The sequence below is a fragment of the Arthrobacter sp. Y3221159 genome (assembly GCF_059089885.1).
Window position 1 is genome coordinate 14108 of the sequence record NZ_JBNHFC010000008.1, and the last position, 19286, is coordinate 33393.

Sequence of the window (19286 nt, forward strand, 5' to 3'; positions counted from 1 at the left end):
CCGTTACAGCCAATCCGCATCCTCGCCCGACAGACGGTACGGCACCGTCAGTCGCGTGCTTCGTCCGCCGCCCCTGCGCGGCGGACAAGCTTCCCGTCGACGACGTCGTACCCCAGGTCCTGCAGTTCGGTGCGGTCGGCACGCGGCAGCTTGCCGGCGTCGAACCCTTCGAGGAGGTCCGGGCGGCGCTGGGCCGTCCGGCGAAACTGTTCGTGCCGCCGCCACTGGGCAATCCTGCCGTGGTTGCCGCTCAGCAGCACCGGAGGCACTTCACGCTCCCGCCAGACGGAGGGCTTTGTGTAGACGGGGTACTCCAGCAGACCGTCCGAATGGGACTCCTCCACCAGCGATTCGGGGTTGCCCACGACGCCGGGAAGCAGCCGGCCGATGGCCTCGACCATCGCCAGGACAGCCACCTCCCCGCCGTTCAGGACATAGTCTCCAAGGCTGACGGGCCGGACATCGAAGTGCTCACGGGACCAGTCAATGACGCGTTCGTCGATGCCCTCGTACCGCCCGCACGCGAAGGCCAGGTGATCTTCTTCGGCCAGTTCGTAGGCAAGCGCCTGTGTGAAACGCTCCCCCGCCGGCGACGGGACGATCAGGACCGGCTTGCCGGCCCCTTCCGGACGGTCTCCGGCGATGGACGCAAGGGCCTGCGCCCAAGGCTCGGGCTTCATCACCATGCCGGCGCCGCCGCCGTAGGGAGTGTCATCCACCGTCCGGTGCCTGTCGGTGGTGAAAGTTCGCAGGTCATGGACCCGAAGATCCAGCAGGCCGTCCTGCCGGGCCTTTCCGATCAGCGAGAGTTCCAGCGGTGCCAGGTACTCCGGGAAAATGGTGACGACGTCGATCCGCATCTACGCCTTGCCTTCCTCACCGGGTGAGGCGGCGGCATCTTCGGAATTCAGTTCGAAGAGGCCGTCCGGCGGGGTGAGGAGGATGTATCCCTCCGCAATGTTCACTTCCGGGACGATCTGTTCCACGAACGGAACCAGGATTTCCCCGCCTTCCGGGGTGGTGACCATCAGCAGGTCCTGGGCGGGAGCGGTGTTCAGGGCGGCGACTTTGCCCACCACCTGGTCTCCTACGCGGGCTTCGAGGCCCACGAGTTCATGCTCGTACCAGCCTTCGTCGTCGTCCTCGTCCAGGTCCGCGGTTTCGATGAAGAGCTTGGCACCGCGCAGCGTCTCTGCGTGGTTACGGTCGGCCACCTCTTCGAATGCCAGGAGGAGAATGTCCTTGTTCCAGCGTGCGCTGGTCACCGTCAGCGGGCCGGAGGAAGCCGGCTCAACCACGAATTCGGTGCCGGGGACAAAGCGGTCCTCAGGAGCGTCTGTCAGGACCTGGACCGTGACTTCCCCGCGGATGCCGTGGGGTTTGCCGATGCGGGCCACCTGAAGCTGCATGTCTTCCTCTGTTCGGGTCGGTAAAGCGGGTGTTCTGGAAAAGACTCCGGCCCCTCCACCTGCAGGTGGAGGGGCCGGAGCAAAAACTGGTGTTGCCGTGCGCTCAGCGGCGGCGGTCGGTGTCGACGACGTCGACCCTTACCTGTTCGCCGCCGGCCAGTGCTGCGACGACGGTGCGCAGTGCGCGTGCCGTGCGGCCCTGGCGGCCGATCACCCGTCCGAGGTCATCCTGATGAACACGCACCTCGAGGGTGTCCCCGCGGCGGTTGCTCTTCGAGCTGACCTTGACGTCGTCCGGGGAATCAACGATCCCGCGGACCAGGTGCTCCAGCGCGTCTGCCAGCAATTTACTCAGCCTCGGTGGTCTCTGCTTCGGCTTCGGCCGGGGCCTCGGCGGCGTCCGACTTGGATGCCTTCTTGGTGATGGCTTCCGGGATGATCACGGAACCCTTTTCCGGGGCAACGAAGGCTTCCTTCTCAGACTTGGTCTTGAGGGTGCCTTCCTGGCCCGGCAGGCCCTTGAACTTCTGCCAGTCACCGGTGATCTTCAGGATCGCGGCAACCTGCTCGGACGGCTGGGCGCCGACGGACAGCCAGTACTGGGCACGCTCGGAGTTGACCTCGATGTACGAGGGCTCTTCGGTGGGGTGGTACTTGCCGATTTCCTCGATGGCGCGGCCGTCACGCTTGGTGCGTGAGTCCGCAACGACGATGCGGTAGTACGGGGCGCGCATCTTGCCGAGGCGCTTAAGGCGAATCTTTACGGCCACTTTTGTGGTCACTCCTGTTTCAGAAAAAGGGGGTGAGCCCGGTTTTCTGCACCCGTGGGGCGGGCCGTACTTGCGGGTTCGAAGGACAGGATCCGGACGCGGAGAGAGGGGCCACGCAGATCGAGTACCTGTTTATTGTGCCAGATGAGCGCCGCGATTTCGACTTGGCGCGGCGCGGGCCGCGGAAGGGGGTTGCAGGAAGGACGCCCCAGGACGGGCCGCGCCAACGGTTATGCGGACCAGACGTACAGTCCCGTCCGTTCTGAATCGTCGACGCCGCCGGCAAGTTCGGCCAGCTGCTGGACATACGCACGGGCCTGGTCAGCGCCGAACGGCATGTCCTCCTGTGCCGCCCACTGCTCGGCGACGTCGTCCAGGACGTTGCCTTCGCCTTCGGTTTCGTAGGTCAGCAGGTCGGCCAGCGCCCGGACCATGGCCGGGGGCACGGCAAGAAGGGAATCGCTGGTGACATCGACCATGGTCAGCTCGTAGTCTGCTCCCCCGGCGTGTACGGCCGTACCGGCCAGGTCCCCGAGCTGTTCCACCTCGTAGTCGGTGATGTCCGGGATTCGGACCCCCTGGCCGGCGGGGGCTCCCCCGCCTTCGTCCAAAAGACCGGCGCGCTTGAGCGCTGCATCATGGGTGGCGACAAAGATCTCGGTGAAGCCCATTGGGGTAACCTTCCGTCGAAAATGCGGCGGACGGGGCGGTCACCCGCACCGGCCTTTCGGTTTCAGCCTAGTACGGGGGCACCGGCGTCAGCGTACTGCCACCCGGATGTTGTTGCGCCACGGGTCCTCGAACCGCAGCTCGGCCCCGGTGTGGCGGGACGGAACCCCGGCGACTTTTAGGCGGTCAGCCAGCGCGCCGACGTCGTCACCGTTGGGCACTTCGATGAGCACCTCACCCAGGCCCAGCGTGTCCTTCCGGGGCCCGGCGCCCCGGCTGTTCCAGACGTTCATGGCCATGTGGTGGTGGTACCGGCCTGCAGAGACAAAGAGGGCCTGCCCGTGCCACCCCGCGGTCTTCTCGAAGCCGAGGATGCCAACGTAGAAGTTGCGGGCGGACTGCACGTCGCCCACCTGGAGGTGGACGTGGCCGACGCCGGCCGCGGTGGAGTGCTGCGCTTCCAGGGATTCCTCCGTGAGGTGCTGCTCGAGGTAACGCTGCGGCGGCAGTGCCAGGCTGTCCATCACCACGTCCGTCCCATTCCAGGACCAGTTGCTGCGCGGCCGGTCCCAGTACAGCTCAATGCCGTTGCCTTCCGGGTCATTGAAATAGAAGGCCTCGCTGACGAGGTGGTCGGCGCTGCCGGTGAACGAATGCGGGTCGAAGCGGGCGGCGGTGGCGATGGTTGCAGCAAGGGAGGCCTGGTCCTCGAACAACAGCGCGGTATGGAAGAGGCCGGCCTCCCCCCTGCCCGGAAGGTTCAGTCCGGGAGCGGGTGCCAGGTGGACAAGCGGCTTCTGGCGGCGGCCGAGGTAGAGGCCGCCGTCCTGCTCGGCGACGACGTCGAGGCCGAGGGCGCGCTGGTAGTAGTCGGTCATGACCTTCATGTCACCGACCTTGAGCATCACGGTGCCCATGGTGAGGTCGGCGGGAAGAAGATCCTGGCTGGTGGCTTCTGCGGTCATTGAGTGCTCCCTGTGCTGGGGCCGAACTGAGGGAACGGCCTGTCACAGTTAAAATTACTTGAAGCTTCAATTTATTCCAAGTACTTTTCTATGGTCCGCGGGTGATGATGCGGCCTCCCAGCACCACGTGGGAAAGATCCCGGACAGCTTCCGGCCGGGTGCGCGGATCCTCGCGGCAGAGAACGACGTCGGCACGCGCCCCCTCAGCCACGCCGTCGGCTCCGAGCCACTCCCGCGCCGCCCAGCAGGCAGCGTCCAGCGCAGCCGCCATGGGCAGGCCTGCCTGGTGCAGGGCAAGGATCTCGTCGGCGATCCTGCCGTGCCTGATGACGCTGCCGGCGTCGGTACCTGCGTAAATCCTCACGCCGGCGTCGTAAGCCTCACCCACCCGCTCCAGGCGCCGCTCCCACAGGGCCATCATGTGCGCCGCGTAGCGCGGGAATTTGTGCTGTGCCTGCGCAGCAATGTCGGGGAACGTGGCGATGTTGACCAGGGTAGGGACGATGGGCACGCCCTGTTCCGCAAAACGGGGAAGGTGCCGCGGCAGGAGCCCGGTGGCGTGCTCGATGCAGTCAATGCCCGCATCCAGCATCTGGTCAAGGGTGTCTTCGGCGAAGCAGTGCGCAGTAACGCGGGCGCCCTCGTCATGGACGGCCCGGACGGCGTCACGGACGACACCGGCCGGAAACGAGGGTGCCAGGTCGCCGGCTCCGCGGTCGATCCAGTCCCCGACGAGCTTGACCCAGCCGTCGCCGTCGCGGGCCTGTTTGCGCACGGCCTCCACCAGGTCCTCCGGTTCCACCTCGTCCGCGAAGCCGCGGAGGTACCGGCGTGTGCGGGCCACATGGCGTCCGGCCCGGATCAGCACCGGGAAGTCCCGGCCGCCCTGCATCCACCGGGTGTCGGCCGGTGAGCCGGCATCACGCACCAGCAGCGTTCCGGCAGCCAGGTCCGCCCGGGCCTGGCCCGCCGCGGTGTCGGAATCCACCGGACCCTCCGGCCCCAGCCCGATATGGCAGTGGGCATCCACCAGGCCGGGCAGCACCCACCCGTCCAGCACCCGGTCCGGAGCCTGCTGCGGGCGGATAAACGTCAGCACCCCGTCCACGGACCACAGGCTCCGGTGTTCGCTGGCCGGCCCGGTCAGCACAGGGCCGCTGAATTCTATGATTTCCGGCATCGGACTCCCTTTTCGCCGCCAGTCATGCTAGCACCGGCAGTCGTGGCAAGGATCTGCGAAGCGGCTGTGGTAGCTTCGTTCCTGACCACACGGGGGCCCCTGCAGGGGCTGAGATCGGGCTGAGGCAGCCTGCGACCGTCGAACCTGTCCGGGTAATGCCGGCGAAGGAAGTGAGTATTCCTTGAGTACACCAAATGAACAGCGGAGCCCTGCCCAAAACCAGTCCGGGAGCGCACTGCCGGACGGAAAGCCAGGGGCACCTGCCACCCGGTCACTGGCATCGCATGCGCTGGCCTTCATCGAAGATGGCGAATCCGGCATCCGGGTCCCGGTGACGGAAATCTCCCTGGAACCGTCCCCCAATGGAGAGGCGAACCCGCCCTTCCGCACCTACCGGACCGCCGGACCGGGCAGTGATCCGGTAATGGGGCTGCCGCCTTTCCGGGCAGCATGGATCGCGGAGAGGGGAGACACCGAGGCGTACAGCGGCAGGGGCAGGAACCTGCTCGACGACGGCCGCTCGGCTGTCCGCCGCGGCGCCGCGTCAGCCGAGTGGAAGGGCGCGCAGCCGGTGCCCCGCCGCGCCGTCGTGGGACGGACCGTGACCCAGATGCACTATGCCAGGCAGGGCATCATCACCCCTGAGATGCGCTTCGTGGCCCTGCGCGAAAACTGCGACGTGGAGCTGGTCCGCAGCGAGCTGGCGGCGGGCCGCGCCATCATCCCCAGCAACATCAACCACCCCGAGTCGGAGCCGATGATCATCGGCAAGGCATTCCTGGTGAAGATTAACGCCAACATCGGCAACTCCGCTGTCACCAGTTCCATCGCGGAAGAGGTGGACAAGCTGCAGTGGGCCACGCAGTGGGGCGCGGACACCGTGATGGACCTCTCCACCGGCGATGACATCCACACCACGCGGGAATGGATCATCCGGAACTCCCCCGTGCCGATCGGTACCGTGCCCATCTACCAGGCGCTGGAGAAGGTCAATGGCGAAGCCAACAAGCTGACCTGGGAGATCTTCCGCGACACCGTCATTGAGCAGTGCGAGCAGGGCGTGGACTACATGACGGTGCACGCCGGCGTCCTCCTGCGCTACGTGCCGCTGACAGCAAACCGGGTCACGGGCATCGTGTCGCGCGGCGGCTCCATCATGGCCGGCTGGTGCCTGGCCCACCACCAGGAGAATTTCCTCTACACGCACTTCGACGAGCTGTGTGAAATCTTCGCCAAATACGACGTCGCGTTTTCCCTTGGGGACGGGCTGAGGCCGGGCGCCACGGCGGACGCGAACGACGCCGCCCAGTTCGCGGAGCTGGACACGCTCGCGGAACTCACCCTGCGGGCCTGGGAATACGACGTCCAGGTGATGGTGGAAGGTCCCGGGCACATCCCCTTCCACCTGGTCCGTGAAAACGTGGAGCGCCAGCAGGAGCTGTGCAAGGGTGCGCCCTTCTACACCCTGGGTCCCCTGGTTACCGACGTGGCACCCGGCTACGACCACATCACCTCAGCCATCGGCGCTACGGAAATCGCCCGCTACGGCACGGCGATGCTCTGCTACGTGACACCGAAGGAACACCTCGGCCTGCCCAACAAGGACGACGTCAAGACGGGGGTCATCACCTACAAAATCGCAGCGCACGCTGCGGACCTGGCCAAGGGCCACCCCGGCGCGCACGAACGCGATGACGCCCTGTCCAAGGCACGCTTTGAATTCCGCTGGCGCGACCAGTTCGCCCTGTCACTGGATCCGGTGACCGCCGAGGCCTTCCATGACGAGACGCTGCCAGCGGAGCCGGCCAAGACGGCCCATTTCTGCTCCATGTGCGGGCCCAAGTTCTGCTCGATGCGGATCAGCCAGGATATCCGGGACGAATACGGAACCGCGGAAGCACAGGCGGCCCTTGCCGACCGGGCCACGGGGATGCGGGAGAAGAGCCAGGAATTCCTGGCATCGGGCGGCAAGGTCTACCTGCCGGAACCGCAGCTGCCCGAGACGGTTTCCACGTAGAAGCCTTCCCCTTCGTCCGGCTGGCAATTGGGGGCCGGCCGGACGGAGGGGAAGCCCGGGCGGTCCGTCAGGACGCGCGGGCGGACCGGGCCCTGCTGATGTCGCTGATAAAGGACCGGACGGCCCGGTCGCCGTCGGGGGAATCATGCGGCCGGTGCCCGCCGGCAGCGGTGCGGTGCACGGCTCCGGTTTCGCGGAGGTAGCCGGCAATTTCCTCATACAGGGGTTCCCATCCGCCGGTCAGGACCAGGGTGGGGACCCCGGGAACAATGTGCAGCGGCGCCTCCCAGGAGGGCGCCTGCAGCCGCAGTCGCCGGGCGGACCGCTTCTCCTCCGCGGTGGCCGGTTCCTGCAGGTCGGTGGCATAGACCCGCCGCACGAACTCGCGCTGGAAGTCTTCGTCGCTGAGCTGGTGCCGGACCTCGAACAAGGGCTGCATGAGGCCGATGTGGGCGGCCGTGGCCGGCAGTTCCGCCGTCAGCGACAGGCATGCCGGTTCCACGAGGGTCAGCGAATAGACGAGATCGGGCCGTTCCACGGCAGCCATCATGGCCGCGATGGCACCCTGGGCGTGGGCCACGACGTGGCCGCCGGCGGCGCCGCGCCCATCATCAGCGAGCGACCGCAACACGATGGCGGTATCCGCGGCGAACGAGGACTCCACCGGTTCGGCGACCGGATCGAAACCGTGGCGGCGCAGGAACAGAGCGTCGTAGGACAGTGCCATGCCATGCTGGCGCGGCCATGCTGCGGCACCGTAACTTCCGGCGCCGTGCACGAACACTACCCTCTGCTTGAACATGTCCCAACCCTATTCCACGGCACAGACTTCCCCGGGAACCGCCCCAGCGACCAGCATTCGGCGCCCGGCAGGGCGTTGCGGGAGTATCCCCTGCTGGTCAGCCCGGCGGAAGCCCCTACTTGCCGAGGAACTTGTCGAAGCCCTTGGGCAGGTTCAACTGGGACGGGTCGAAGTCGCCGGACTGCTGGCCGAAGGCAGCGCCGGTCGGGAGCGCCTTGGCGGCGTTAGCCCGGCGTGCCTCGGCTTCCTTCCGCTCCTGGGCGGCCTTGGCCGGATTGCCGGACTTTGCCTTCTTCTTCGGCGCGCTCTTGGCGTTCTTCCGCGCCCCGCCGCCGGCGCCGGGAAGACCAGGCATGCCCGGCATCCCCGGCATGCCACCCTGGGCCATCTTCTTCATCATCTTCTGGGCCTGGGCAAAGCGCTCCAGCAGGCCGTTGACCTCGGAAACGTGGACACCGGAACCGCGGGCGATACGGGCGCGGCGCGAGCCGTTGATGATCTTGGGGGCCAGGCGCTCGTGCGGTGTCATGGAGCGGACGATCGCTTCCACGCGGTCGATCTCGCGCTCGTCGAACTGCTCCAGCTGCTGGCGGATGTTCTGGGCACCCGGCATCATCATGAGCATTTTCTTCATCGATCCCATGTTGCGGATCTGCTGCATCTGGGCGAGGAAGTCCTCCAGGGTGAAGTCTTCCTGGTCGGCGAATTTCTTCGCCATCCGGGCAGCTTCTTCCTTGTCCCAGGACTTCTCGGCCTGCTCGATGAGCGTGAGGACATCGCCCATGTCCAGGATGCGCGAGGCCATCCGGTCCGGATGGAACAGCTCGAAGTCGTCCAGTCCTTCACCCGTGGAGGCGAACATGACCGGCTTGCCGGTGACCGACGCGACGGAAAGCGCGGCACCGCCGCGGGCGTCGCCGTCGAGCTTGGACAGGACGATGCCGGTGAAGTTCACGCCCTCGTCGAAGGCGAGCGCCGTGTTCACCGCGTCCTGGCCGATCATGGAGTCGATGACGAACAGCACTTCGTTCGGCACGATGGCGCGGCGGATCTGGCGCGCCTGCTCCATCATGTCGGCGTCGACGCCGAGCCGACCGGCGGTGTCGACGATGACGACGTCGTGCAGCTTCTGGCGGGCTTCCTCGACGCCGGCGCGGGCCACTTCCACGGGATCGCCCGCGGGCCGGTCGAGTTCGGTGGAGGTGGCACCCGGGTGCGGAGCGAAGACGGGTACCTTGGCCCGCTCGCCCACCACCTGCAACTGGGTGACGGCGTTGGGGCGCTGGAGGTCGCAGGCCACCAGGATGGGGCTGTGGCCCTGGGCCTTGAGCCACTTGGAGAGCTTGCCGGCGAGGGTGGTCTTACCGGCGCCCTGGAGGCCGGCCAGCATGATGATGGTGGGGCCGCTCTTGGCGAGGCGGATGCGCCGGGTCTCGCCGCCCAGGATCTCCTGCAGTTCCTCGTTGACGATCTTGACGATCTGCTGGCTCGGGTTCAGCGCTGCCGACACCTCGGCGCCGAGGGCGCGTTCGCGGACCCGGCCGGTGAATTCACGCACCACGGGAACGGCAACGTCCGCGTCCAGGAGGGCACGGCGGATCTCACGGACTGTGGCATCGACGTCCGCCTCAGTGAGGCGGCCCTTGCCGCGGAGATTCTTGAAGGTTGCTGTCAACCGGTCAGACAGAGAATTGAACACGCGCCGCGTACTTCTTTCAGGAGATGATCGGGACTCGACTATCTAGGGTACCAAGTCGGGCCCGGCAGATGGCATGCTGGCAAAATGACGAGCCAAACAACTGTAAAAACCCTGCTCATCCTCGGCGCCTCGGGGGATCTGACCGGCCGGCTGCTCCTTCCCGGCCTGGCGCGCCTGGTGGCAAGGGGACGCGGGGCCGGGCTCCGGCTTGTCGGGGCAGGGTCGGACCCCTGGACGCCGGAGCAGTGGCGGGAACGCGTGCAGTCATCCTCCACTGCGGCGGCCGAGGCTGCCGGGGCCGACGGCCGGGATGCTCTGAAGTCGCTGGAAAAGGAGACCGTCTACCACCAGCTGGATGTCACCGCCGGTGGTGCCCTTGCGGCGTTACTGAACAGCCTCGAGGGACCGGTGGCAGTGTACTTCGCACTCCCTCCGAAGATCAGCCAGCTTGCCTGCGAATCCCTGCGGCCGGAGGACGTTCCGACCGGGACCCGGCTGGTGATGGAGAAGCCGTTCGGTTCAAGCGAGGAGTCCGCACGCTCCCTCAACCAAACCCTGGTGCGGCTCGTCCCCGAGGACCATATCCACCGCGTGGACCATTTCCTCGGCAAGGCCACCGTGCTGAACATCCTGGGGCTGCGCTTCGCGAACAACTTCCTGGAGCCGGTCTGGAACCGGCACCACGTCGAAAAGGTGGAAATCATCTTCGATGAGGACCTCGCCCTGGAGGGGCGCGCCCGCTACTACGACGGCGCCGGCGCCCTCCGGGACATGATCCAGAGCCACCTCCTGCAGATCATGGCACTGATGGCCATCGAACCTCCCGCCACCATCCGCGAGCGCGACCTGCGGGACGCCATCTCCGCGGTCCTGCGTGCCAGCAGCGTCAACACCCCTTTGGCCGCCTGCACCCGGCGGGCACGCTACACGGCCGGAACTGTGGCGGGGAAGAACGTCCCCGACTATGCCAGGGAAGAGGGCGTGGACCCGAAGCGCGGGACCGAAACGCTCGCCGAGATCGAGGTCGGGATCGACAACTGGCGGTGGAAGGATGTTCCCTTCATCCTCCGTTCGGGCAAGGCCCTGGGTGCCAAACGGAAGGAGGCAATTGTCACGTTCCGGCCGGTACCGCACCTTCCCGCGGGCTTCACGGGTGTCGACTCCCCCAACCAGCTGCGGATTGGGTTCGGCCCCGACACCCTGCAGTTCGACGTGGACGTGAACGGCCCGGGCGATATTTTCAGCCTCAGCCGGGCGACCCTCGAAACCGAACTCAGCGCCTCGGACCTGCTCCCCTACGGGGAAGTCCTCGAAGGGGTCCTGGCCGGTGATCCGCTGCTCTCGGTCCGGGGCGACACGGCAGAGGAATGCTGGCGGATTGTTGAACCGGTGCTCACGGCGTGGCAGCAGGACGCGTTGCTGCTGGAGGAGTACGACGCCGGTTCGGCCGGCCCAACCGCCTGGCCCACCACCGGACGCCGCGGGTAGGCCGCAGGCCGTCCGGGACCTGCCCCTGCGTGCCTCCCGGCACAGCAGCTTCCCGGCACAGCAGCTTCCCGGCACAGCAAAGGCGGGCGGGATACCTTCCGGTATGCCGCCCGCCTGCTGCTTACTGACCGCCCTGCCCTAGATTGCGGCTACTCCGCGTTCGCCCGTCCGGACCCGGACTGCTTCGAAGACGTCCACTGTCCAGACCTTGCCGTCCCCGGCGCGGCCGGTGTTGGAGCTGGCGATGATCACGTCCAGGATGTCGTCCGCCTGCTCGTCCGTGGCCAGCACCTCCACCCGGATCTTGGGCAGGAGGTCCACGTTGTACTCCGCTCCGCGGTAGACCTCCGTGTAGCCGCGCTGCCGGCCGTAACCGCTGGCCGCGCTGACCGTCAGGCCCTGTACGCCGTAGGCTTCCAGTCCTTCCCGGATTGCTTCGAGCTTTTCCGGCCTGACGATTGCAGTGATCAGTTTCATGCCCCCACGCTTTCCTTACCTGTTGCTGATTCGTTCTGCTGTGCAGCCTTTGCCGGCTGGGCCGCGGAATCCTGCTGGCCCTTGCCCGTGATCATGTCATGCAGCGGCTGGAAGGATCCGCCGTGGCCGCCCACACCGAACTCGTACGCCGTTTCGGCGTGCAGGCTGAGGTCCACGCCCACGGTTTCCTGTTCCTGCGAGACCCGGAAGCCCATGGTCTTGTGGATGGCAAGGGCGATGATGAGCGTCAGGATTGCCGAGTAGGCGATGGCGATGCCGGCGGCTGCGAGCTGGGCCCACATCTGGGTCATGCCGCCGCCGTAGAAGAGGCCGCCGCCCACACCGTCGGTGGGAAGTGCGATGAAGCCCAGGGCCACAGTGCCGATGATGCCGGACACGAGGTGCACGCCGACGACATCGAGCGAGTCATCGAAGCCCCAGCGGAACTTCAGGCCGACCGCGAGGGCTGACGCCACACCGGCCACGACGCCGAGGCCGAGGGCACCCACGGGGCTGACGTTGGCGCAGGCCGGGGTAATGGCAACCAGGCCGGCAACCACGCCGGAGGCGGCACCGAGTGAAGTGGGGTGTCCGTCACGGATGCGCTCGGTGACGAGCCAGCCCAGCATTGCGGCGGCGGGAGCGGCGAGAGTGTTGACCCAGATCAGGCCGCCCTGTTCTGCGGAAGAGGCGAGGCCGCCGTTGAACCCGAACCAGCCGAACCACAGGATCGCAGCGCCGAGCATGACGAACGGGATGTTGTGCGGGCGGTGGTTGGGGTCCTTGCCGAAGCCCTTGCGGTTGCCGATGATGAGGACCAGGATCAGGGCCGCCACGCCGGCGTTGATGTGGACCACGGTTCCGCCTGCGAAGTCGATGGCCGGGCCGAGCGCCTGGCCGATGGCGCCTTCCTCACCGAAGAGGCCGCCACCCCACACCATGTAGGCAAGGGGGCAGTACACCAGCGTGACCCAGACCGGCACGAAGACGCTCCAGGCGCCGAACTTAGCGCGGTCGGCGATCGCGCCGCTGATCAGGGCCACGGTGATGATGGCGAAGGTTGCCCCGTAGCCGACAAGGATGAGGCCGTCGGGCGAATCCGCCGTGTTGACTCCCTCGAGGCCGAAGTTCGCGAACGGGTTCCCGACGATCTGGAGGAAACCGTCACCGCCCGTCATGGAGTAGCCCCACAGGACCCACACAACGCTCACGATGCCGATGGAGATGAAGCTCATCATCATCATGTTCAGTGCTGCCTTGGCGCGGGTCATGCCGCCGTAGAAAAATGCCAGACCCGGTGTCATGAGCAGCACGAGCGCTGCCGCCACCATGAGCCATACGTGACCTGCGGTAAGTTCCATGGTGCACGTCCTCTCTCATCCGAATGTTGCGGAGTTCTCCGCCTGCCAACGCCGTTTGCGTCCTGTAAAAAGTGTGTCGGCGGCGTGTTTCGCCCCGAGAGGATTTAGATTGCCGGTCTGTTACAAGAACCTCTAGGAAGTAAATGGTGCATATCCGGGTTGTTACGGTTGTGTTTCACCACCCCAGCCGCATCCCGGCCACCCACTGTGCAAGGAACTTCGCTTCATGACTGCAGCACCCCGCGTCAGCGGTGCCACATCACGGATCCTGGCCCGGCTTCGGCCAGGAAGGGACAAGCTCCCGCGCGATATCAAGGTGATGCTGGTTGCGGCGTTCCTGATCGCGCTTGGATTCGGGCTTGTTGCGCCCGTATTGCCGCAGTTCGCCACAACCTTCGGGGTGGGAAACACCGAGGCTGCGGTGATCGTGGCCATCTTCGCCTTCATGCGGCTGGTCTTTGCGCCGGCGGGGGGCACGCTGATCGGCCGGCTGGGTGAACGGCCGGTCTACGTGGCGGGGCTGCTGATCGTGGCGGCCTCCACGGCAGCATGCGCCTTCGCCGGGAACTATTGGCAGTTGCTGCTCTTCCGCGGCCTGGGCGGTGCCGGATCGGTCATGTTCACCGTCGCCTCCATGGCGCTGGTGGTGCGCCTGGCCCCGCCGGAGAGCCGCGGCCGGGTATCAGGGGCTTACGCATCCGCGTTCCTGGTCGGCAACGTCTGCGGGCCCATCGTGGGCGGCCTGCTGGCCGGGTTCGGCCTCCGCATCCCGTTCCTGGCCTATGCCGCCGCCCTGGTGGTGGCCGCCGTCGTGGTCCAAACCCAGCTGAGCCACCAGCGCCGCGGATCAACGGATGGGCGGACGAAGGCCCCGGACATGCAGTTCGGCGAAGCCCTGGCTACTGGGGCCTACCGGTCGGCGCTGTTTTCCAGCTTTGCCAACGGGTGGGCGACGTTTGGGGTGCGGATGGCCACGGTTCCGCTGTTTGCGGCTGCTGCCTTTGGTTCCGGACCGGAAGCTGCGGGCCTGGCCCTGGCTGTCTTCGCCGGTGGAAATGCGCTGGCCCTGACCTTCTCGGGGCGCCTGGCCGACACACTGGGGCGCAAGCCGATGATGATCTGGGGCCTGCTCGTGGCGGGCCTGGCCACCGCGGGCATCGGCTTCACCCAGGACCTGTGGTGGTTCCTGGCCGCCTCGGCGCTGGCCGGGATCGGGTCGGGTCTGTTCGGCCCCGCACAGCAGGCTGCCGTTGCGGACGTGATCGGCAACGGGCGCTCCGGCGGCAAGGTGCTGGCGGTCTACCAGATGGCATCCGACGTCGGTGCGATCGCGGGCCCGGTCCTGGCCGGAGTGCTGGCTGACCGGCTGGGCTTCGGCTGGGCCTTCGGCGCCACCGGCGGCATCATGCTGGTGGCGGCCTGCACTTGGCTGGCAACCCGCGAAACGCTGCGGCAGGCGAAGCGTTAAAAGCCGGGAGCCGGCACCCGGCCTGGTAAAGGACCGGGTTCCGGCTCCGGACGCCCTAGTTCAGAAGCGCGTCAACGAAGCTCTCGGCTTCAAACGGGGCGAGGTCGTCCGCCCCTTCACCCAGGCCGATCAGCTTCACGGGAACGCCAAGGCTCTTCTGGATGGCGACGACGATCCCGCCCTTGGCCGTTCCGTCCAGCTTGGTCAGGACGATGCCGGTGATGTTGACCACCTCCGAGAAGACCCGCGCCTGGTTCAGGCCGTTCTGGCCGGTGGTTGCATCCAGGACCAGCAGGACCTCGTCCACCTCGGCAAGCTTTTCCACCACGCGCTTGACCTTGCCGAGCTCGTCCATGAGGCCCACCTTGTTCTGGAGCCGCCCCGCGGTATCGATCATGACCACGTCGACTTCCTGGTCGATGCCGGCCTTGACAGCCTCATAGGCAACGGAGGCCGGGTCGGCGCCGTCGATGTCCGACTTCACCGTGGGAACCCCCACCCGCTGGCCCCAGGTTGCCAGCTGCTCGGCGGCAGCGGCGCGGAAGGTGTCCGCGGCTCCCAGCAGGACATCCTTGTCTTCGGCGACCAGCACGCGGGCGAGCTTGCCTACCGTGGTGGTCTTGCCCACGCCGTTGACGCCCACCACCATCATGACGGCTGGCTTGTCGGCGTGCCGCTGGACGTTGAGGCTCCGGTCCATCGTGGGGTCCACGAGTTTGATGAGTTCTTCCCGCAGCAGCGCCTTGACCTGCTCAGGTGTCCGGGTGCCCAGCACCTTGACCCGCTCGCGCAGGGCGTCCACGAGCTGCATGGTGGGTTCGGTGCCAAGGTCTGCCAGCAGCAGCGTTTCCTCGACCTCGTCCCAGACGTTCTCGTCGATCTTGTCGCTGGAAAGCAGGGCCAGCAGGCCTTTGCCCATGATGTTGTTGGAGCGGACAAGCCGCTCCCGCAGGCGGACCAGGCGGCCGGCGACGGGCAGCGGGGTTTCCACCGGGATGACTTCCAGCCCGGCCGCATCATCGGGAACCGTGGTGGTGTCCAGGTCCTCGACGTCGACCCCGGCCGGCGCCTTCCGGTCCACCGCCGGCGCCGGGCGTTCATCGACGAGGGTGCTGCCGCCGGACTGCACTTCGGGGTCGTTTGCATCACGGGTGCCCGGGTACTGGGTGATGTTCTTCCGAGTCTTCAGCAGGACAGGAATCAGCCCGCCGATAACCGCCAGGGCAGCAACAATGGACAGAATAATGGGAAGGATGTCATTCACTCCCCTAGCTTCTCACAAGGAAGCGGGCGCCCTTGGCGGCTCCGCGGCGACTGGCCTGCCGCGACGAGGCCCGGACCGCGCTACGCGTCGGCCCCCAGCCGCTGGCTGATGACGGTGGAGACGCCGTCGCCCCGCATGGTGACGCCGTACAGGGCATCAGCGACCTCCATGGTGCGCTTCTGGTGGGTGATGACAATGAGCTGGCTGGACTCCCGGAGTTCCTCGAAGATGGTGATGAGCCTGCCCAGGTTGGTGTCGTCAAGGGCGGCCTCCACTTCGTCCATCACGTAGAAGGGTGAGGGGCGGGCCTTGAAGATCGCCACCAGCAGGGCAACGGCGGTGAGGGACCGTTCTCCGCCGGAGAGCAGTGACAGCCGCTTGATCTTCTTGCCTGCCGGTCGCGCCTCGACGTCGATGCCGGTGGTGAGCATGTCCGAAGGGTCGGTGAGGACCAGCCGTCCCTCGCCGCCGGGAAAGAGCCGTTCGAAGACCCTGACGAACTGCGCCGAGGTGTCCTCGAACGCCTCGGTGAAGACGCGCTGGACGCGAAGGTCCACTTCCTTGATGATGTCCAGCAGGTCCTTGCGGCTTGCCTTCAGGTCCTCAAGCTGGGTGCTGAGGAACTGGTGGCGTTCCTCCAGGGCAGCGAATTCCTCGAGTGCCAGCGGGTTTACCTTGCCCAGGCTGGCGAGGTCGCGTTCGGCTTTCCTGAGCCGCTTTTCCTGCTCTAACCGGTCGAAAGGTTTTCCTTCCCGGATCTCTTCCCCGGCGGCGTCCACCGGGGCGCGCAGGGCAGCCCATTTGTCCCCGCTCTCCTCTGCAGGAACCGGCACAGGCACGTGCGGTCCGTAGTCGCTGACCAGGGCGTCCGGAGTGATGCCGAGTTCATCCACCGAGCGGGTTTCCAGCGCCTCGATCTGTGCACGCTGCCGGGCGCGGGCCAGCTCGTCGCGGTGCACGTTGTCAGTAAGCTCGGCGAGTTCCCGGGCCAGCGCATCATTGGTACTCCTGACGTCCTTCAGGCCCTGCTCGCGCAGCTCACGGTTCTCTTCGGCGCGGTCCCGTTCAGTTGCGGCAATTGCGACGGAAACATCCACGTGGCGGAGCGCGGCCTCGACTGCGGCCACGACTGCCGCTGCCCGCCGGGCCTGGACGCGCCTGCGCCTGGCGCGTTCGGCTGCCTCCTCCCGGGCTCGGCGCTCGGTGGCAGCCGCGCGTTCCAGCGATGCGACGCGGTTCCGGGTGGCGGACAGCTGCTCTTCGGCGCTGCGCAGCGCCAGCCTCGCCTCCACCTCGGCGGCCCGGGCGGCGGATGCCTCCCGGGCGAGGACGTCACGGTGTTCGGTGGACGGTTCCTGCTCCACCGGTGCCTCCTGGGCCGCGGCAAGGCGGGCGGCGACGGCCGTGAGTGCTTCCTGTTCCGCCGCAACGTTGGCCTCGGCCCTGGCGAGCGACGCGGCAAGCCGGTCGCTTTCGCCGGCGGCGCTGCGGAGGACGGAGTTTAGGTGGCCCAGCCGTTCCGCGACGGCGGCAAGCCGGGCATCCGACTCGTGCAGCCGGTCGAGGGCGGCGTCGGCCCGTTCCTGTGCTTCGGCGCGCCGCGCTTCGGCGCGGGCCAGGGCGAACCTGTTCTGCTCGATGGCCGCCGTCACGGCCGAAAGCTGCCTTGCGGCGTCGTCGACGGCGGCCTGGACCTCCAGCAGCGACGGCGCCTTGGCTGAGCCTCCCGTGGCAGAGACGGAGGTGAGGATGTCACCGGCCCGGGTCACGGCAGTGATCTGCGGCCAGCGGGATGCCAGTGCAATTGCCGCTGAGACATCTTCGACAATCGCAGTCGCGGACAGCATATGCCTGGCCACGCTTAGGCTGGGGCCACTGCCGTCAATCAAGTCGCCGGCCCACTGGGCTCCGGCAGGCAGGCTGTCCGCGCTCCTGCCCTCCCCGGCTTCGGCAGCGGACTGGAGCAGCAGGGAGGCGCGGCCGGCGTCGTCGTCCTTGAGCAGCTGCAGGACGGTGGCCGCGGTTTCGGCGTCCCGCACCAGCACAGCATCGGAGGCCTCCCCGAGAGCCGCCGCGATGGCGGTCTCGTATCCCGGCTCCACCGCCAGTTCCCCGGCGACACTGCCTTCGACGCCGGCGACGCCGGACTGCAGGATGTGCCGTGCACCATCCTTGCGGTCCAGGCCCAGCTTGAGCGCATCCCTGCGCGCCGTAAGGGCATCACGCTTGCGGATGCCCTCATTGACCTCGGACTTGAGGCGGGCAATGTTTTCAAGGACAGCCTCCAGCGCGGCACTGGCGTCCTCATAGTCGGCGTCGAGCGATTCCTCGCCCTCTTCAACTCCCGCCACCTGGTTTTCCAGCGCGGTGAACTCTTCCTGGGCGCGGGCACGGCGTTCCACCCCGGCCGCGAGCGATTCCCGCAACCTGCCGAGTTCGGCCTGTGCGGATTCCACCCGCGACCTGGCTGCCGCCACCTGCCCGGCCAGCCGGGCCAGGCCCTCCCGCCGGTCAGCTGCGGCACGCAGCTGGGCCGTGAGCCGCTGGTCTTCCGCGGCGGCGGCCTGCTCGGCCCCGGCTTTTGCCGACGTGGCCGCTTCCAGCGCACTCCGCCGGTCCACAATCGTCCGCTCGAGTTCGGCCAGTTCCTCCCGCACCCGGGCAGCCTGCCGTTCCAGCTGTTCCGGGTCCCGGCCGGAGGCGGGCGCGGCATCAGCTGAGCCGAGCAGGCGGCTGCGTTCGCGGGCCAGTGACCCGAGCGAGCGGAGCCGCTCCCGGGCCGCGGACAACTGGTACCAGGTGTCCCTGGCTGCGTTGAGCCTCGGCGTGGCTTCTGCTGCCAGCTGCTCCAGTGCTGCCTGCTGTCGCCGGCCGGCCTCCAGCTCCTGTTCAACGACGCCCCGCCGTGCCTTGAGGGCGGCTTCGTCCGCGACGTCCTGTTCCAGGGCGAGCTGCAGCTGGACCAGGTCGTCGGCCAGAAGGCGGGCCCGTGCGTCGCGGACGTCGAACTGGACGCGCTGGGCGCGCCGGGCCACCTCGGCCTGCTTGCCGAGCGGTGTGAGCTGGCGCCGGAGTTCGGCGGTCAGGTCCGTGAGGCGCTGGAGGTTCGCCTGCATCGCTTCCAGCTTGCGGACGGTCCGCTCCTTGCGGCGCCGGTGCTTGAGGATGCCGGCGGCCTCCTCGATGAAACCACGCCGGTCCTCCGGTGTGGCGTGCAGGACCCGGTCCAGCTGCCCCTGGCCCACAATCACATGCATTTCCCGGCCGAGCCCAGAATCGGAGAGCAACTCCTGGATATCCAGCAGGCGGCACGATGCCCCGTTGATGGCGTACTCAGACCCGCCGGTCCTAAAGAGCGTGCGGGAAATGGTGACTTCGCTGTATTCGATGGGCAGGGCGCCGTCGGAATTGTCGATAGTGAGGGACACGTGTGCCCGGCCCAGGGGAGGCCGGCCCGCCGTGCCGGCAAAGATGACGTCCTCCATCTTGCCGCCGCGAAGGGTCTTGGCGCCCTGCTCCCCCATGACCCAGGCCAGGGCGTCCACCACGTTGGACTTGCCGGAACCGTTGGGGCCGACTACCGCAGTGACCCCCGGCTCAAAGTCGAAGGTGGTTGCGGACGCAAAGGACTTGAACCCCCGGACGGTGAGGCTTTTGAGGTGCAAGGCGTTTCGGATCTCCTCGGTGGCTGCAGCTGCTGCTTGGCACACCCAAATT

Annotated in this window: 16 protein-coding genes and 1 riboswitch; of the genes, 3 read left to right on the forward strand and 13 right to left on the reverse strand. The window is 67.2% G+C overall.

Annotation, left to right across the window (positions count from 1 at the left end; translation table 11 throughout):
• Nucleotides 1-47: 47 nt before the first annotated feature.
• The 7 genes from trmD to AC5RT3_RS09795 all read right to left on the reverse strand — a co-directional run bounded on the left by trmD (nucleotide 48) and on the right by AC5RT3_RS09795 (nucleotide 4993).
• Nucleotides 48-860, reverse strand: coding sequence for a tRNA (guanosine(37)-N1)-methyltransferase TrmD (gene trmD, locus AC5RT3_RS09765; protein WP_494008544.1), 813 nt, complete (start codon nucleotides 858-860; stop codon nucleotides 48-50).
• Nucleotides 861-1409: a ribosome maturation factor RimM gene (gene rimM / locus AC5RT3_RS09770; protein ID WP_494103156.1), complete on the reverse strand. Its 549-nt coding sequence runs from the start codon at nucleotides 1407-1409 to the stop codon at nucleotides 861-863. It lies immediately after the preceding gene.
• Nucleotides 1410-1512: 103 nt separating this feature from the next.
• A complete protein-coding gene (locus AC5RT3_RS09775) occupies nucleotides 1513-1755 on the reverse strand; it encodes an RNA-binding protein (RefSeq protein ID WP_494008546.1) in 243 nt (80 codons plus the stop codon).
• Nucleotide 1756: 1 nt separating this feature from the next.
• A complete protein-coding gene (rpsP, locus tag AC5RT3_RS09780) occupies nucleotides 1757-2179 on the reverse strand; it encodes a 30S ribosomal protein S16 (RefSeq protein WP_009359301.1) in 423 nt (140 codons plus the stop codon).
• Nucleotides 2180-2409: 230 nt separating this feature from the next.
• Nucleotides 2410-2850 (reverse strand): hypothetical protein, encoded by a 441-nt coding sequence (locus AC5RT3_RS09785; protein WP_494008547.1) that lies wholly within the window; start codon nucleotides 2848-2850, stop codon nucleotides 2410-2412.
• 87 nt (nucleotides 2851-2937) lie between these two features.
• Entirely contained in the window at nucleotides 2938-3813 is an 876-nt protein-coding gene (locus AC5RT3_RS09790; RefSeq protein ID WP_494008548.1) for a VOC family protein, read from the reverse strand.
• An 88-nt stretch (nucleotides 3814-3901) separates the two neighbouring features.
• Nucleotides 3902-4993, reverse strand: a complete 1092-nt coding sequence (locus AC5RT3_RS09795) for an amidohydrolase family protein (RefSeq protein ID WP_494124048.1) — start codon at nucleotides 4991-4993, stop codon at nucleotides 3902-3904.
• Nucleotides 4994-5072: 79 nt separating this feature from the next.
• Nucleotides 5073-5180: riboswitch (TPP riboswitch) on the forward strand.
• Here AC5RT3_RS09795 and thiC point away from each other — a divergent pair.
• Nucleotides 5175-7010 (forward strand): phosphomethylpyrimidine synthase ThiC, encoded by a 1836-nt coding sequence (gene thiC / locus AC5RT3_RS09800; RefSeq protein WP_494124049.1) that lies wholly within the window; start codon nucleotides 5175-5177, stop codon nucleotides 7008-7010. (Overlaps the previous riboswitch by 6 nt.)
• A 67-nt stretch (nucleotides 7011-7077) precedes the next feature.
• Here thiC and AC5RT3_RS09805 read toward each other — a convergent pair whose 3' ends face one another.
• A complete protein-coding gene (locus AC5RT3_RS09805) occupies nucleotides 7078-7812 on the reverse strand; it encodes an alpha/beta hydrolase (protein ID WP_494008551.1) in 735 nt (244 codons plus the stop codon).
• Between the two features lie 115 nt (nucleotides 7813-7927).
• A complete protein-coding gene (gene ffh / locus AC5RT3_RS09810; protein WP_494008552.1) occupies nucleotides 7928-9511 on the reverse strand; it encodes a signal recognition particle protein in 1584 nt (527 codons plus the stop codon).
• An 84-nt stretch (nucleotides 9512-9595) separates the two neighbouring features.
• Here ffh and AC5RT3_RS09815 point away from each other — a divergent pair, with 84 nt between their 5' ends.
• Nucleotides 9596-10999 (forward strand): glucose-6-phosphate dehydrogenase, encoded by a 1404-nt coding sequence (locus AC5RT3_RS09815; protein WP_494008553.1) that lies wholly within the window; start codon nucleotides 9596-9598, stop codon nucleotides 10997-10999.
• A gap of 138 nt (nucleotides 11000-11137) precedes the next feature.
• On the opposite strand, the gene AC5RT3_RS09820 is transcribed toward AC5RT3_RS09815, so the two are convergent.
• A complete protein-coding gene (locus AC5RT3_RS09820; protein ID WP_255768384.1) occupies nucleotides 11138-11476 on the reverse strand; it encodes a P-II family nitrogen regulator in 339 nt (112 codons plus the stop codon).
• The gene (locus AC5RT3_RS09825) at nucleotides 11473-12837 is read right to left on the reverse strand and encodes an ammonium transporter (protein ID WP_494050683.1); all 1365 of its coding nucleotides are present in this window, start codon (nucleotides 12835-12837) and stop codon (nucleotides 11473-11475) included. Before AC5RT3_RS09825 ends, AC5RT3_RS09820 begins: the two co-directional genes overlap by 4 nt.
• Before the next feature lie 226 nt (nucleotides 12838-13063).
• On the opposite strand from AC5RT3_RS09825, the gene AC5RT3_RS09830 reads away from it, so the two are divergent.
• The gene (locus AC5RT3_RS09830) at nucleotides 13064-14305 is read left to right on the forward strand and encodes an MFS transporter (protein WP_494124050.1); all 1242 of its coding nucleotides are present in this window, start codon (nucleotides 13064-13066) and stop codon (nucleotides 14303-14305) included.
• A gap of 55 nt (nucleotides 14306-14360) precedes the next feature.
• Here AC5RT3_RS09830 and ftsY read toward each other — a convergent pair whose 3' ends face one another.
• Nucleotides 14361-15569 (reverse strand): signal recognition particle-docking protein FtsY, encoded by a 1209-nt coding sequence (gene ftsY, locus AC5RT3_RS09835; RefSeq protein ID WP_494050685.1) that lies wholly within the window; start codon nucleotides 15567-15569, stop codon nucleotides 14361-14363.
• Between the two features lie 80 nt (nucleotides 15570-15649).
• Entirely contained in the window at nucleotides 15650-19234 is a 3585-nt protein-coding gene (gene smc, locus AC5RT3_RS09840; RefSeq protein WP_494051331.1) for a chromosome segregation protein SMC, read from the reverse strand.
• Nucleotides 19235-19286: the final 52 nt, after the last annotated feature.

Excerpts from the sequence above, each read along its gene's own strand:
- trmD (WP_494008544.1), bottom strand. The coding sequence starts at position 860 with ATGCGGATCGACGTCGTCACCATTTTCCCGGAGTACCTGGCACCGCTG.
- rimM (WP_494103156.1), bottom strand. The coding sequence starts at position 1,409 with ATGCAGCTTCAGGTGGCCCGCATCGGCAAACCCCACGGCATCCGCGGG.
- AC5RT3_RS09785 (WP_494008547.1), bottom strand. The coding sequence starts at position 2,850 with ATGGGCTTCACCGAGATCTTTGTCGCCACCCATGATGCAGCGCTCAAG.
- AC5RT3_RS09790 (WP_494008548.1), bottom strand. The coding sequence starts at position 3,813 with ATGACCGCAGAAGCCACCAGCCAGGATCTTCTTCCCGCCGACCTCACC.
- AC5RT3_RS09795 (WP_494124048.1), bottom strand. The coding sequence starts at position 4,993 with ATGCCGGAAATCATAGAATTCAGCGGCCCTGTGCTGACCGGGCCGGCC.
- AC5RT3_RS09805 (WP_494008551.1), bottom strand. The coding sequence starts at position 7,812 with ATGTTCAAGCAGAGGGTAGTGTTCGTGCACGGCGCCGGAAGTTACGGT.
- AC5RT3_RS09815 (WP_494008553.1), top strand. The coding sequence starts at position 9,596 with ATGACGAGCCAAACAACTGTAAAAACCCTGCTCATCCTCGGCGCCTCG.
- AC5RT3_RS09820 (WP_255768384.1), bottom strand. The coding sequence starts at position 11,476 with ATGAAACTGATCACTGCAATCGTCAGGCCGGAAAAGCTCGAAGCAATC.
- AC5RT3_RS09825 (WP_494050683.1), bottom strand. The coding sequence starts at position 12,837 with ATGGAACTTACCGCAGGTCACGTATGGCTCATGGTGGCGGCAGCGCTC.
- AC5RT3_RS09830 (WP_494124050.1), top strand. The coding sequence starts at position 13,064 with ATGACTGCAGCACCCCGCGTCAGCGGTGCCACATCACGGATCCTGGCC.